Below are 13708 nucleotides of genomic sequence, written 5' to 3' on the forward strand. Positions count from 1 at the left end.
CGACGTGGGCCGGCAGGGCGGGCTATGGGGGGCCGAACATCGTGGAGGACAGGGTGCGGGTGGTCATCGCCGAGGATTCGGTGCTGCTCAGGGAGGGCCTGACCCGGTTGTTGACCGACCGTGGGCACGACGTGGTGGCCGGGGTGGGCGACGGGGACGCGCTGGTGAAGACCATCACCGAGCTGGCGGATCGGGGCGCGCTGCCGGACGTGGTCGTGGCCGACGTACGGATGCCGCCGACGCACACCGACGAGGGAGTGCGGGCGGCCGTGGAGTTGCGCAAGGCGCATCCCGGCCTCGGCGTGCTGGTGTTGTCGCAGTACGTGGAGGAGCGTTACGCCACCGAACTGCTGGCCGGTTCCACGCACGGCGTCGGCTATCTGCTGAAGGACCGCGTGGCCGAGGTGCGTGAGTTCGTCGACGCGGTGGTGCGCGTGGCCTCGGGGGGTACGGCGCTCGACCCGGAGGTGGTCGCGCAGTTGCTCGGGCGCAGCCGTAAGCAGGACGTGCTCGTGCGGCTCACCCCGCGGGAGCGCGAGGTGCTGGGGCTGATGGCCGAGGGGCGGACGAACTCCGCGATAGCCCGGCAGCTGGTGGTGAGCGACGGCGCGGTCGAGAAGCACGTCAGCAATATCTTCCTGAAGCTGGGGCTGTCGCCGAGTGACGGGGATCACCGGCGTGTTCTGGCCGTGCTCACCTACCTCAACTCCTGACAAACTGACACTGTGTCAGCTGTCCGGTCGCCGACCGGCGGTTGTTCACCGCCGTCAGTCCACTGTCAGTCCACCGTCAGCCGGGTTCGAGAACCGGACAATGCGCAGGAGCGTCTTCAAGGGAAGTGCCGGGGGGCGAGAAATCATGACAAGTCAGGGCGCCGGGCCGTCTCAAAACAGCGTCCATCATGCGAACGGCCGAAGGAAGGCGACCCTTACAGACGTAGGGTTGATCCTGGGAGGGTCGGCGTGACGACCATGCCCGGACAGCGTCCTCGAAGAGGAGGTCCAGTTCAGTGACCAGCCAGGTCAGTAGCCCAGCGGAGCAGGCCGACGGAGCCGACAGCACGTTGGTCGGGGAACAACGCAAACCGGCGGGGGTGAAGGACGTCCAACGCCTGGACCGGGTGATCATCCGGTTCGCCGGTGACTCGGGCGACGGTATGCAGCTCACCGGCGACCGCTTCACCTCGGAGACGGCGTCCTTCGGGAACGACCTCTCCACCCTGCCGAACTTCCCGGCCGAGATCCGCGCCCCCGCAGGCACCCTGCCGGGGGTTTCGTCGTTCCAGCTGCATTTCGCCGACCACGACATCCTGACCCCGGGCGACGCGCCCAACGTGCTGGTCGCGATGAATCCGGCCGCGCTGAAGGCGAACATCGCCGATGTGCCGCGCGGCGCGGAGATCATCGTCAACACGGACGAGTTCACCAAACGGGCGCTGCAGAAGGTGGGTTACGCCGCCTCGCCCCTCGACGACGGCTCGCTGGACGGCTACAGCCTCCACACCGTCCCCCTGACGACCCTCACCGTCGAGGCGTTGAAGGACTTCGGCCTGACCCGCAAGGAGGCCGAGCGCAGCAAGAACATGTTCGCGCTGGGCCTGCTGTCATGGATGTACCACCGGCCGACCGAGGGCACCGAGAAGTTCCTGAAGTCGAAGTTCGCGAAGAAACCCGAGATCGCGGCGGCCAACATCGCGGCGTTCAGGGCGGGTTGGAACTTCGGCGAGACGACGGAGGACTTCGCGGTCTCCTACGAGGTCGCCCCGGCCGCCACCGCGTTCCCGACCGGCACCTACCGCAACATCTCCGGGAACCTGGCCCTGTCCTACGGCCTGGTCGCCGCGTCCCGGCAGGCGGACCTCCCCCTCTTCCTGGGCTCGTACCCGATCACCCCGGCCTCCGACATCCTGCACGAGCTGAGCCGGCACAAGAACTTCGGCGTACGGACCTTCCAGGCCGAGGACGAGATCGCGGGCATCGGCGCCGCCCTGGGCGCGGCCTTCGGTGGTTCCCTCGCCGTCACCACCACGTCCGGCCCGGGTGTCGCGCTGAAGTCGGAGACCATCGGTCTCGCGGTGTCGATGGAACTCCCGCTCCTCGTCCTGGACATCCAGCGCGGCGGCCCCTCCACCGGCCTGCCGACCAAGACCGAACAGGCCGACCTGCTCCAGGCGATGTTCGGGCGCAACGGCGAGGCCCCGGTCCCGATCGTCGCCCCGTGCACACCGGCCGACTGCTTCGACGCGGCGATCGAGGCCGCCCGGATCGCCCTCACCTACCGCACCCCGGTGATGCTCCTGTCGGACGGCTACCTGGCCAACGGCTCCGAGCCCTGGCGCATCCCGGACATCGACGAACTCCCGGACCTCACCGTCCAGTTCGCGCAGGGACCGAACCACACCCTGGACGACGGCACCGAGGTCTTCTGGCCCTACAAACGCGACCCGCAGACCCTGGCCCGCCCGTGGGCGATCCCCGGCACGCCCGGCCTGGAACACCGCATCGGCGGCATCGAGAAGCAGGACGGCACGGGCAACATCTCCTACGACCCCGCCAACCACGACTTCATGGTCCGCACCCGCCAGGCCAAGATCGACGGCATCGACGTACCGGATCTGGAGGTCGACGACCCGCACGGCGCGCGGACGCTGGTCCTCGGCTGGGGTTCGACGTTCGGCCCGATCACGGCGGCGGTACGACGCCTGCGCGCATCCGGCGAGTCCATCGCCCAGGCGCACCTGCGCCATCTGAACCCCTTCCCCCGCAACCTCGGCGCGGTCCTCAAGCGCTACGACCGGGTGGTGATCCCCGAGATGAACCTCGGTCAGCTCGCCACGCTGGTGCGGGCGAAGTACCTGGTGGACGCGCACTCGTACAACCAGGTGAACGGCATGCCGTTCAAGGCTGAGCAGCTCGCCACGGCTCTCAAGGAGGCCATCGATGGCTGAGACGTCCACGGAAGGCACGGGCACGATCGAGGCGCTTTCACTCGTCCCCAAGGCCGAGGCAGTGCAGTCCATGAAGGACTTCAAGTCCGATCAGGAAGTGCGCTGGTGCCCCGGCTGCGGTGACTACGCGATCCTCGCGGCGGTCCAGGGTTTCATGCCGGAACTGGGCCTGGCCAAGGAGAACATCGTCTTCGTCTCCGGCATCGGCTGCTCCTCCCGCTTCCCGTACTACATGAACACGTACGGCATGCACTCCATCCACGGCCGCGCGCCGGCGATCGCGACCGGACTGGCCGCGTCCCGGCGGGACTTGAGCGTCTGGGTGGTCACGGGCGACGGCGACGCGCTCTCCATCGGCGGCAACCACCTGATCCACGCCCTGCGCCGCAACGTCAACCTGAAGATCCTCCTCTTCAACAACCGGATCTACGGCCTGACGAAGGGCCAGTACTCGCCGACCTCCGAGGTCGGCAAGATCACCAAGTCGACGCCGATGGGCTCCCTGGACGCCCCCTTCAACCCGGTGTCCCTGGCCATCGGCGCGGAGGCGTCCTTCGTGGCCCGCACGATCGACTCGGACCGCAAGCACCTCACCCAGGTCCTGCGCGAGGCGGCCGCCCACCCCGGCACCGCGCTGGTCGAGATCTACCAGAACTGCAACATCTTCAACGACGGCGCCTTCGACGCCCTCAAGGACCGCCAGCGGGCCGAGGAGGCGGTCATCCGCCTCGAACACGGGCAGCCGATCCGCTTCGGCGCGGAGGGCGCGCGGGGCGTGGTCCGCGACCCGGCCACGGGCGACCTGAAGGTGGTCGACGTGACCCCGGACAACGAATCCCAGATCCTGGTCCACGACGCCCACGCGACATCCCCGACGACGGCCTTCGCCCTGTCCCGCCTGGCCGACCCGGACACCCTGCACCACACCCCGATCGGCGTGCTGCGCTCGGTGCGACGGCCCGTCTACGACACCCAGATGGCCGACCAGCTGGACACGGCGATCGTGCAGAACGGCAAGGGCGACCTGGCCGCGCTGCTGGCGGGCGGGGACACCTGGACGGTCGTGGGCTGACGGTTCCGGTTATACGGCGGAGGGGGCGGGCTGGAGCACTCCGGTGCCACCGGCCCGCCCCTTCGCCGTGTCGTACGCCTCCCGCGCCTCCAGCACCTGCCCCATCCGCTCCTCGGTCCACAGGGCCAGACCCCGTACCTGCACCGCCGCCTCGCGGCCCAGGTCGGTCAGGGAGTAGTCGACCCGCGGCGGGATCACCGGCTTGGCGTCGCGGTGGACCATGCCGTCCCGCTCCAGGGTCTGGAGTGTCTGCGCCAGCATCTTCTCGCTCACCTGCTTCACCTGTCCGACCGCGCGGCGGAGTTCGCTGAAGCGGTAGGGGCGGTCGAGGAGTTCGATCAGGACCAGGACGCCCCAGCGGGACGTGACGTGCTCCATGACCAGGCGGTACGGACACATCACCTCGGTCGCGGCACGGTCATCGGACGCTTCTGCACTTACTGCCATGCCAGTACCTTACTTCAAAGTGGGTACTTTCCAAGAGTTAGCGCACCCCCTAGGGTTAGTGACATCGCACCGCGCCGCACCCCCACAAGGAGTTGTCACCCATGAGCATCGTCGTCACCGGAGCCACCGGACACCTGGGCCGCCACGTCGTGGAGCAGTTGCTGGAGAAGGTTCCCGCCGACCAGATCACCGCTGTCGTACGTACGCCGGAGAAGGCCGCCGGCTTCGCGGACCGCGGGGTGCGGATCGTGGTCGCCGACTACAACGCCCCCGAGACCTTCGACACCGCCTTCGCCGCCGGCGACAAGGTGCTGCTGATCTCCGGCAACGAGTTCGACAAGGGCCGGGTCGGGCAGCACAAGGTCGTCATCGAGGCCGCCAAGGCCGCCGGTGTCGCGCTCCTCGCCTACACCAGCGCCCCCGGCCCCCTCGCCGCCGCCCTGGCCGACGACCACCGCGGCACCGAGGAGGCGCTGCTGGCGTCCGGACTGCCGTACGCCCTGCTCCGCAACGGCTGGTACAACGAGAACTACACCGAGAACCTGGCCCCCGTGCTGGAGCACAACGCCGTCGTGGCCGCCGCCGGTGACGGCCGGGTCTCCTCCGCCTCGCGTGCCGACTACGCCGCGGCCGCCGTCGCCGTACTGACCGGCGAGGGCCACGAGAACCAGACGTACGAACTGGGCGGCGACGAGGCGTGGAGCTTCGCCGAGTACGCGGCCGAGCTGAGCCGGCAGACCGGCAAGGAGATCGCCTACAACAACGTGCCCGGCGAGACGCTGATCGGCATCCTCACCGGCGCCGGGCTGCCCGAGCCGTTCGCCGCGATCCTCGTCGGCGTCGACGCGTCCATCGCGCAGGGCCAACTGGTCGTCTCCACCGGCGACTTGTCCCGCCTGTCGGGCCGTCCGACCACGCCGATCAGCGAGTCGATCGCGATCGCGCTCAAGGGCTGACCCGCCGCCGCGGGGCGTCAGGGGGTGACGACCGGGAACCCCTTGTCGGGCCGGGTGACGTGGGCGAAGAGGCGGGCCAGCAAGGCCGCGTCGCCCTCGGTCGTGACGCCGTCGAGGCCCTTGCCCGCGAGGACGCCCAGGAGTTGGGGCTTCGTGAGGGTGAGGGTCAGGCCCGGCTGGGTCTTGGGGGTGTCCATGGTGCGGTGGGTGAGCGCGCCGTTGTTCAGGGTGAGGCGGTGGCGGCGGTCCTCGTCGGTGAGGACGAGGTCGATGGTGAGGTCGTCGTCCCAGGCGCCGGGACCGTCGATGCGGACGGCGACGGAGTCCAGCAGCATGTCCGTGGTCAGCGACATCACCATCTCCGGGCTTGCGGTGTCGATGGCGATGGGGTTGACGCCGTGGCGCAGTTCCATGGCGGAGGTCAGATAGAAGTTGCGCCAGGTGCCGTTCTCGGCGCCGTGGCCGAGCAACTCGTAGACCTGCGCGAGGAGTTCCTTGGCGTCGCCACGGGCCGGGTCGGCGAAGACGATGTGGTTGAGGAGCGTGGCCGCGAACCGCGGATCACCGGCGTCGACGTAACCGCGGGCCTTGCGCAGGGCCTCGTCCACTCCACCCGCCAACTCCACGTACCGCTGGGCGAGTTCGACCGGCGGGTGCTCCCACAGGTGGGCGACGTTGCCGTCGAACCAGCCGAGGTAACGCTGGTAGATCGCCTTAACGTTGTGGTTGAGGGAGCCGTAATAGCCGCGCGCGTGCCAGGACTTCTCCAGTGCGGGCGGCAGTCGCAGCTCCTCGGCGATCTCCGGCCCGGTCAGACCGTCGTTCAGCATGCGCAGTGTCTGGTCGTGCAGGTAGGCGTACAAGTCCCTTTGTGCGGCGAGGAATTGGACGACGTCGTCGTGGCCCCAGGTCGGCCAGTGGTGGGACGCGAACGCGACGTCGTAGGCGTCGGCGAAGTACTCGATGGCCTCGTCCAGGTACCGCGCCCAGACGCGGGCGTCGCGGACGACGGCGCCGCGCAGGGTCAGGATGTTGTGCATGTTGTGCGTGGCGTTCTCTGCCAGGCACAGGGCGCGCAGTTCGGGGAAGAGGAAGTTCATCTCGGCGGGTGCTTCCGTGCCCGGGGTGAGCTGGAAGACGATGCGGACGCCGTCGAGCGTCTCCTCCTGGCCGGTGCGGGTGATGTCGTGGGTCGGCGGGATCAGGCTGACGGTGCCGTTCGAGGTGGTCATGCCGAGGCCGGCGCTGATCTGGCCCTCGGGCGACTTCGGCAGCCGGTCGCCGTACATGAAGATCGCGCGGCGGGTCATGGCGTTGCCCGCGTAGACGTTCTCGCTGACGGCGTGCTCCAGGAACCCGGCCGGGGCGAGGATCGGAACGCCCTCTTCGGTACCGGGCGGCAGGACACCGCGCGAGCCGCCGAAGTGGTCGGCGTGCGAGTGCGTGTAGATGAGCGCGGTGACGGGGCGCTCGCCGCGATGGCGCCGGTACAGGGCGAGCCCGGCGGCGGCCGTCTCCACGCTCAGCAGCGGGTCGATGACGATCACGCCGCGCTCGCCCTCGACGAGGGTCATGTTCGACAGGTCCAGGCCCCGGATCTGGTACACACCCTCCCTGACCTCGTACAGACCCTGCCGGGAGCACAGCTGCCCCTGCCGCCACAGGCTGGGGTGCGCGGTGTCCGGGCACTCCCCCTGAAGGAACGCGTAGGCGTCGTTGTCGTAGACGACACGGCCGTCGGCCCCCGTCACGACCGCCGGGTCGAGGGCGTCGACGAAGCCCCGGTCGGCGTTCTCGAAGTCGGCGGTGTCCTCGAAGGGAAGGTCGGCGTCGGTCATCTGGGACTCCGTTCCAGGGCTCCGGCCCGCACGCGGGGGCTCAGGTCGGCACAGGCGACGTCGATCCATCTCAACATCGGGTGGAAGTGACCGCATGTCGGGCACCCCTCCCCGGCCGTCATGACCGTATGGCGATACACCCATGACAGCCGGGGCCGCTCGGCGCTACCTTCGTGCTGGCCGCGCGGACGCGGCCGGGCATGGCGCGTGCGAAGGAGGGGCCCGTGAGCGGGAAGCCGAGCGGGAAGCCGAAGGGCGAACAGCACCACATAGGACTGCTGAACGGCTTCGCGGCATACGGCATGTGGGGCCTGGTCCCCCTGTTCTGGCCGCTGCTCAAGCCCGCGGGCGCCGCCGAGATCCTCGCCCACCGCATGGTGTGGTCGCTCGCCTTCGTGATCGTGGCACTCCTCGTGGTCCGGCGCTGGGCGTGGGCCGGCGAACTCCTGCGCCAGCCCCGCAGGTTGGGCCTCGTGACGATCGCCGCGGGTTTCATCACCGTCAACTGGGGCGTCTACATCTGGGCCGTGAACAGCGGCCACGTCGTCGAGGCCTCGCTCGGCTACTTCATCAACCCCCTCGTCACCATCGCGATGGGCGTCCTCCTCCTGAAGGAACGGCTGCGCCCGGCACAGTGGGCCGCGGTCGGCGTGGGCCTGGCCGCCGTGATCGTCCTGGCGGTCGGCTACGGCCAGCCACCGTGGATCTCCCTCACGCTCGCCTTCTCCTTCGCGACGTACGGCCTGGTGAAGAAGAAGGTCAACCTCGGCGGCATCGAGTCCCTGGCCGCGGAGACCGCGATCCAGTTCCTGCCGGCGCTCGCCTACCTGCTGTGGCTGAACTCCCACGGCACCCTGACCTTCGCCCAGGAGGGCCCCGGCCACGCCGCACTCCTCGCCTCCACCGGCATCGTCACCGCACTCCCCCTCGTCTGCTTCGGCGCGGCGGCGATCCGGGTGCCGTTGTCGACGCTGGGCCTGCTCCAGTACATGGCACCGGTGTTCCAGTTCCTCCTGGGCATCCTGTACTTCCACGAGTCGATGCCCCTGGAACGCTGGGCGGGCTTCGCCCTCGTATGGCTGGCCCTCGTCCTCCTGACGACGGACGCGTGGCGCACGGCACGGCGGACCCGGGCGGCAGCGACGGCGCTCCGACAAGCGAAGTCCCAGGCCCCGAGCACGACCCCCGTGGCTACGGCGAACACGACGGACACGGTGGAGGCGTAGCCCCGCGAGCACGCCGTACCGATGCCAGAGTGAAGGGCATGACACAGACGCCCGCACCACTCCACTGGAAGCTGGTCATCGACGCGGCCGACCCGCACGCGCAGGCGGACTTCTGGGCCGCCGCGCTCCACTACGAGCCCGAGGACAACAGCGCGCTCGTCGAACAGCTCCTGAAAATGGGCGCGTTGCCCGCGGCGGCGACCGTCGACTTCCACGGCCGCCCGGCCTTCCGCGACCTGATGGCCGTACGACACCCCGACGACCCGTACGACAAGGAGCGCGGCACAGGCCTGGGCCGCCGCCTCCTCTTCCAGCGTGTCCCGGAGCCGAAGACCACCAAGAACCGCCTGCACCTGGACCTGCACCCCGGCCCGGACCGACGCGAGGCCGAAGTGGAACGCCTCACCGGCCTCGGCGCGAGCGTCCTGCGCCGGGTGACGGAACCGGCCGGCGCCTGGGTCGTGATGACGGACCCCGAGGGAAACGAGTTCTGCGTGGCCTAGGGGACGGAATTCAGTTGGCGGCCTTGCGAGCGCGTTCCGTGAGACGCCCCATCCGTGCCCGAGCGGACTCCAGTTCCTCTATGTCCTCTACGGCGGGCCCGTCCTCGGTGGTGAGTTCGGTCCACAGGTCGATGAGGTCGCGGCCGAGGGCGAGGCCCTGCTCCGGGTCGCGTACCGCGCGCCAGGCCGTGGCCGCGCTCTGGACATTGCCGTAGGCGGCCTCCGCGTCGTGGGCGCGGTGCCGGATGTGGGCGAGGTCGAGGGAGAGATGGAAGGAGCGGAGCGGGTCACCGGCCAAGTAGGCGATGTAGGCGGCGAGTTCGCGCAGCCGTAGGACTTCGAGGTGCTCGGGGCCGAGCGAGGCCGCCGCGTCCGCGACGGTCCGTTCCGCCAGGCCCGCCGCCTCCTCGATCCTGCCCGCCTTGACGGCTTCGTTGATCAGCACCATCGGCTCGATGAGAAACGCGGTCCCCGCTCCGTCCGTCGTCACCGGTTCGTCCCCCAGCACGGCCTCGGCCACGGCGTCGAACCCGCGCGCGGGCGTCGGCTTCGGGTCGGGTTCCGGGGCGGTGAGAGCGAGGTCGGGAATGGGAATGGCGGCGGGCCGGGGAGCACGTTCCGCAGCGACAGGCGGTACGTCCACGACGGGCTGCCCGCCCATGACCGGCGGCACATCCGTCACCGGCGCCGCGTCCATCACCGGCGGCGGCCCGAACGCCCCCGTGGGCGCCTGGACCGACCCCAGCGGCATACCCCCCTCGGCCGACTCAGGCACGGCGTGCAACGGGAACGTGGGCGCGGACTCCCCCGCCGACTCGGGCACAGCCCGCAACGGAAAGGTAGGAACCACCTCCCCCTCCGCCACCGCCCGCAGCCGATGAGTCACCGGGTCACCACTCGCCCCACGGCGATCCTCAGGTTCCGGTCCAGGTTCCACGACGTCCGCGAAGCCCCCCGGCGGCAGCGCGGGCACCGGCGGAACCCCACCCGGAACACCCCCCTCACCCACACCGACGATCGCCCAGGGTTCCGCCGAGAAGTGGCTGGACCCATCCGGATCGATCTGGAGCGGAACGACGTACCCGATCCGATCGTCGTGGATCGTGGCGTGCACGGAATGACCGGTGGCCGTGGCGATGCGGTGGAGGTGGCCCAGAACCGCCTGCTGGATCTCCTCGCCCGCGGCCACCACGACCGGCACTCCGCCGATCGACGCACCGCCGGCACCCGGGCCGTCCACGGGTACGCGTACCTCGAAGGGTGACGCCGCGGGTGCCGAGCGTGCGGCTCGCTTCTGTTCCCGCTTCTTCTCGCGGCTGAGTCGAGTCATCGGTTCCCTCACTCGCATCCGTCGGAGAGTCGGCCCGCGCTCCCCAGCGTCAAGATCCGTTCGTACGCGTACTGTTGAGTCTCGCCGTTCCCTTCCGGTTCTCAGGTAACCGCGACGTCACAGCCTCGTCCCAGGAGTTCCCGGACCCGTCGCGCGCCTGTTCGGATGCCGTGAGGATGCGGCGGGGCCACGAGGGAGGAGCTCGGTCATGCAGACAGGTGGACGGCAGGGACCGGAGATCTGGCTCCGCGGACCGGTACCGCTCCCGGTGGACGCCGGCCCGCACGCAGGGACACCGGAAGCACCCGAGCGCCCCTCCAGTATCCCCACTGGCATCCCCGCCGGAGTCCTCACCACCCCCCGCCGCTTCTCCTGGGTCGCCACCCACGGCGGCACCGGCGCCACCACCCTCGCCTCCGTCTACGGCGGCCAGGACTGCGGACGCGACTGGCCGGGCCCCGAGGACCCACCGTCGATCCTGCTGGTCGCCCGCACCCACGCGGCAGGCCTGGCCGCCGTCTCCCGCGCCCTGGAGGTCTTCCGGCGCGGCGCGGCCCCGGCCGGGCTGGACCTGGACGCCGTAGTCCTCGTCGCGGACGCGCCCGGGCGACTCCCCCGCCAGCTCGCCCCCTACGTCAAGGCCATCGAGTCCGTGATCGACGTCTACCGCGTCCCCTGGGTACCGGCCTGGCGCATCGGCGACCTCACCGGCGAACCACCCCGCGAAACAGAAGCACTGGCCCGCCTGACAGGCACAACCCGACGCCCCCGCTGACACCCACAACCACACACCCGCGGGCGAACCACCCACACACCGCACCCCGCCCCCGCAGGCACCCCATGGACAGATGATTGCGCGCGCATATAATGCATACAGCTATAACCGCCGCACGCCGATTACCCCTGGGGGACCCATGACCCGCCGTTTCCTCTTCGTGCTGGGCAGCGCCCGCCTGGACGGCAACACCGAGCTGCTCGCCCGCAGGGCCGCCGAACAGCTGCCCCCGGACGTAGAGCAGGAGTGGATACGCCTGGCCGACCACCCGCTCCCCGACTTCCTGGACATCCGGCACGACGGAACAGTCCGCCCCGTCCAGCCCACCGAGAACGACACCATCCGCCGGCTCCTGGACGCCACCCTCGCCGCGACGGACATCGTGATCGCCTCGCCGGTCTACTGGTACTCACTCTCCGGCCTCACCAAGCGCTACCTGGACTACTGGTCCGACTGGCTGCGCGTCCCCGGCGCCGACTTCAGGGCGACGATGGCCGACCGCACCCTCTGGGGCGTCTCCGCCCTGGCCGACGACGAACCCGTGGTGGCCGACCCCCTGATCGGCACGCTCAACAACTCGGCCGCGTACCTGAAGATGCGCTTCGGCGGAGTCCTCCTCGGCAACGGCAGCGCACCCGGCGACGTACTGAAGGACACCGAGGCACTGACCCGAGCGAAGACGTTCTTCGCCCAGGACGCCCCACTCGCCCGCTTCCCTACGCCGTGATGTCCTTCGCCGTGAACCGCGCCCACGCCGCCGACCCGAACACCGCCGCGTACAACGCCTGAAGGCCCAGGTTCTTCACCAGGTCGTCCCAGTAGACCGGTTCGCGCATGAGGTCGGCGAAGGACAGCCAGTAGTGCGAGAAGAAGTACGGCTGGAGCGCGTGCAGTTGAGGAATCTGGTCAAGGATCTGGACGGTGATCAGCAGCCCCACGGTGGTCGCCATCGCCGCGATACCACTGCTGGTCATCGTCGAGATGAACAGCCCCAGGGCGGCGATCCCGACAAGCGACGCGGCAACGACCAGCGCGATCAACAACGCCCGCCCCAGCCCCTCCGCGAAACTGATCTGCGTACCGGAGATGGTCGTCAGATCGCCCAACGGAAAGAGCAACGCTCCTACCGTCAACGCCGACAGCGCCACGACCAGCGTCGCCACCACACAGAACGTCATCACCGTCGCGTACTTGGTGAGCAGCAACCGGGTACGGCCGGCCGGAGCGACCAGGAGATAGCGCAGCGTCCCCCCGCTGGCCTCGCCCGCGATCGAGTCGCCCGCGACGACCCCGATGGCCATCGGAAGGAAAAACGGAAGCGTAGCGGCCAGCGCCGTGAACACCAGGAACAGCCCGTTGTTGGTGATCTGCGCGATGAACGCGGGCCCTCCACCCCCGTCCCCTCGCCCAGGCCCGCCCCCGTCCTGAGTCTCCAACTTCACCGCGATCCCGACCAGAATCGGCACAGCGGCCAGCACCCCGAGCAACGCAAGGGTGCGCCACCGCCGAAACGTGGTGACCAACTCGCTGCGCAACAGCCCGAACGTCCACACGAATCGGGGCGCCCGCACGCCAACCGGCCCAGTAGCAGCCACCTCAGCCCGCGACATCGAACCCCTCCCCCGTGAGCGCCACGAACGCGTCCTCCAGAGAAGCCCGTTCGACCCCAAAGCCCCGCACCCGCACCCCGGCCGTCACCAACGCCTCGTTCACCTCGGCGAGTTCACGATCGGGCGGCTCGGCGGTCACCCGCTCCTCCGCCACGACCACGTCGGCCAGCCCCTGCTCCTTCAGCACCCGTGCCGCGTCCCCGGCGTCAGGCGTGTTCACGAACAGCCGCCCCCTCGCCCCCGCCGCCAGCTCGGTCACCGACCCCTGCGTGATCAGCCGGCCCTGCGCCATCACGGCCGCATGGGTGCAGACCTGCTCGATCTCGTCGAGGAGGTGGGAAGACAGAAAGACGGTCGTCCCGTCGGACGCCAACTCCCGGATCAGGGACCGGATCTCACGCATCCCCTGCGGGTCGAGCCCGTTCGTCGGCTCGTCCAGAACAAGCAGCTCACGGGGCTGAAGCAAGGCAGAGGCAAGCCCCAGCCGCTGCTTCATCCCCAGGGAGTACGCCTTGGCCTTCTTGCCGGAGGCGGCCGTCAGCCCCACCCGGTCCAGCGCGGCGGCGACCCGGTCCCGCCGGGTGCGCGGATCGGCGGTCGGATCGGCGGCGTCGTACCGAAGGAGGTTGTCGCGGCCGGACAGGAACCCGTACAGAGCGGGCCCCTCGATCAGCGCACCGACATGCGGCAGAACCGTACGTACGGATCTGGGCATGGGACGACCCAGCACACGGGCCGTCCCGGAGGTGGGTTCGATCAACCCCATCAGCATGCGGATGGTGGTGGTCTTACCGGAGCCATTGGGCCCGAGGAAGCCGAAGACGCTGCCCGCCGGGACGGTCAGGTCGAGACCGTCCACGGCGAGCTGCCCGCCGCGAAAGCGCTTGGTGAGACCGCGGGTGGCGATGATGCCGTCACCCGCCCTCACCTGATCAGGCACTTCAGCGGACGGTTCGCCCATCGACTCCCTCAATTCGCCCAACTCGTACTCCCCGCAAGGGACT

General features: G+C 69.7%; 13 protein-coding genes. 8 read left to right on the plus strand and 5 right to left on the minus strand.

From position 1 onward, the window contains the following. The first annotated feature begins 53 nt into the window (after window positions 1-53). The 3 genes from OG714_RS21955 (at window position 54) to OG714_RS21965 (ending at window position 4019) form a co-directional block, all read left to right on the plus strand. The gene (locus OG714_RS21955) at window positions 54-713 is read left to right on the plus strand and encodes a LuxR C-terminal-related transcriptional regulator (protein ID WP_406131905.1); all 660 of its coding nucleotides are present in this window, start codon (window positions 54-56) and stop codon (window positions 711-713) included. A 296-nt stretch (window positions 714-1009) separates the two neighbouring features. Beyond that, a complete protein-coding gene (locus tag OG714_RS21960) occupies window positions 1010-2947 on the plus strand; it encodes a 2-oxoacid:acceptor oxidoreductase subunit alpha (RefSeq protein ID WP_406123336.1) in 1938 nt (645 codons plus the stop codon). After that, window positions 2940-4019, plus strand: a complete 1080-nt coding sequence (locus tag OG714_RS21965) for a 2-oxoacid:ferredoxin oxidoreductase subunit beta (protein ID WP_406123338.1) — start codon at window positions 2940-2942, stop codon at window positions 4017-4019. Before OG714_RS21960 ends, OG714_RS21965 begins: the two co-directional genes overlap by 8 nt. A 9-nt stretch (window positions 4020-4028) precedes the next feature. Here OG714_RS21965 and OG714_RS21970 read toward each other — a convergent pair whose 3' ends face one another. Continuing rightward, entirely contained in the window at window positions 4029-4466 is a 438-nt protein-coding gene (locus OG714_RS21970; protein WP_406123339.1) for a winged helix-turn-helix transcriptional regulator, read from the minus strand. A 101-nt stretch (window positions 4467-4567) separates the two neighbouring features. Between OG714_RS21970 and OG714_RS21975 the strand changes: the two genes are divergently transcribed. Further along, the gene (locus OG714_RS21975) at window positions 4568-5422 is read left to right on the plus strand and encodes an SDR family oxidoreductase (RefSeq protein ID WP_406123340.1); all 855 of its coding nucleotides are present in this window, start codon (window positions 4568-4570) and stop codon (window positions 5420-5422) included. 17 nt (window positions 5423-5439) lie between these two features. Here the strand turns inward: OG714_RS21975 and OG714_RS21980 are convergent, their stop codons facing one another. Continuing rightward, window positions 5440-7260, minus strand: a complete 1821-nt coding sequence (locus tag OG714_RS21980; RefSeq protein ID WP_406123342.1) for an alkyl/aryl-sulfatase — start codon at window positions 7258-7260, stop codon at window positions 5440-5442. A 200-nt stretch (window positions 7261-7460) separates the two neighbouring features. Between OG714_RS21980 and rarD the strand changes: the two genes are divergently transcribed. Both rarD and OG714_RS21990 read left to right on the plus strand, forming a co-directional pair. Beyond that, complete coding sequence (rarD, locus tag OG714_RS21985) at window positions 7461-8486, plus strand: EamA family transporter RarD (RefSeq protein WP_406123344.1); 1026 nt, start codon at window positions 7461-7463, stop codon at window positions 8484-8486. A gap of 38 nt (window positions 8487-8524) precedes the next feature. Next, window positions 8525-8989 (plus strand): VOC family protein, encoded by a 465-nt coding sequence (locus tag OG714_RS21990; protein WP_406123345.1) that lies wholly within the window; start codon window positions 8525-8527, stop codon window positions 8987-8989. A 10-nt stretch (window positions 8990-8999) separates the two neighbouring features. Here OG714_RS21990 and OG714_RS21995 read toward each other — a convergent pair whose 3' ends face one another. Beyond that, window positions 9000-10319, minus strand: coding sequence for a tetratricopeptide repeat protein (locus tag OG714_RS21995; RefSeq protein WP_406123347.1), 1320 nt, complete (start codon window positions 10317-10319; stop codon window positions 9000-9002). 208 nt (window positions 10320-10527) lie between these two features. Between OG714_RS21995 and OG714_RS22000 the strand changes: the two genes are divergently transcribed. Both OG714_RS22000 and OG714_RS22005 read left to right on the plus strand, forming a co-directional pair. Next, the gene (locus OG714_RS22000; RefSeq protein ID WP_406123349.1) at window positions 10528-11094 is read left to right on the plus strand and encodes a DUF6668 family protein; all 567 of its coding nucleotides are present in this window, start codon (window positions 10528-10530) and stop codon (window positions 11092-11094) included. Window positions 11095-11233: 139 nt separating this feature from the next. Beyond that, entirely contained in the window at window positions 11234-11821 is a 588-nt protein-coding gene (locus OG714_RS22005; RefSeq protein WP_406123350.1) for a flavodoxin family protein, read from the plus strand. Here OG714_RS22005 and OG714_RS22010 read toward each other — a convergent pair. Continuing rightward, window positions 11811-12704: an ABC transporter permease gene (locus OG714_RS22010; protein ID WP_406123352.1), complete on the minus strand. Its 894-nt coding sequence runs from the start codon at window positions 12702-12704 to the stop codon at window positions 11811-11813. The genes OG714_RS22005 and OG714_RS22010 overlap by 11 nt on opposite strands. Beyond that, entirely contained in the window at window positions 12691-13665 is a 975-nt protein-coding gene (locus OG714_RS22015; RefSeq protein WP_406123354.1) for an ABC transporter ATP-binding protein, read from the minus strand. The genes OG714_RS22010 and OG714_RS22015 overlap by 14 nt, the downstream gene beginning before the upstream one ends. Between the last annotated feature and the right edge of the window lie 43 nt (window positions 13666-13708).

Origin of the sequence: Streptomyces sp. NBC_00989 (genome assembly GCF_045162655.1) — a bacterium.
Lineage (GTDB): Bacteria > Actinomycetota > Actinomycetes > Streptomycetales > Streptomycetaceae > Streptomyces.

What these genes read in the sequence shown, in the direction of transcription:
- OG714_RS21970 (WP_406123339.1), bottom strand. Translation starts at nt 4,466, where the DNA reads ATGGCAGTAAGTGCAGAAGCGTCCGATGACCGTGCCGCGACCGAGGTG.
- OG714_RS22010 (WP_406123352.1), bottom strand. Translation starts at nt 12,704, where the DNA reads ATGTCGCGGGCTGAGGTGGCTGCTACTGGGCCGGTTGGCGTGCGGGCG.
- OG714_RS21995 (WP_406123347.1), bottom strand. Translation starts at nt 10,319, where the DNA reads ATGACTCGACTCAGCCGCGAGAAGAAGCGGGAACAGAAGCGAGCCGCA.
- OG714_RS21980 (WP_406123342.1), bottom strand. Translation starts at nt 7,260, where the DNA reads ATGACCGACGCCGACCTTCCCTTCGAGGACACCGCCGACTTCGAGAAC.
- OG714_RS21990 (WP_406123345.1), top strand. Translation starts at nt 8,525, where the DNA reads ATGACACAGACGCCCGCACCACTCCACTGGAAGCTGGTCATCGACGCG.
- OG714_RS22000 (WP_406123349.1), top strand. Translation starts at nt 10,528, where the DNA reads ATGCAGACAGGTGGACGGCAGGGACCGGAGATCTGGCTCCGCGGACCG.
- OG714_RS22015 (WP_406123354.1), bottom strand. Translation starts at nt 13,665, where the DNA reads ATGGGCGAACCGTCCGCTGAAGTGCCTGATCAGGTGAGGGCGGGTGAC.
- OG714_RS21965 (WP_406123338.1), top strand. Translation starts at nt 2,940, where the DNA reads ATGGCTGAGACGTCCACGGAAGGCACGGGCACGATCGAGGCGCTTTCA.
- OG714_RS22005 (WP_406123350.1), top strand. Translation starts at nt 11,234, where the DNA reads ATGACCCGCCGTTTCCTCTTCGTGCTGGGCAGCGCCCGCCTGGACGGC.
- rarD (WP_406123344.1), top strand. Translation starts at nt 7,461, where the DNA reads ATGGCGCGTGCGAAGGAGGGGCCCGTGAGCGGGAAGCCGAGCGGGAAG.
- OG714_RS21975 (WP_406123340.1), top strand. Translation starts at nt 4,568, where the DNA reads ATGAGCATCGTCGTCACCGGAGCCACCGGACACCTGGGCCGCCACGTC.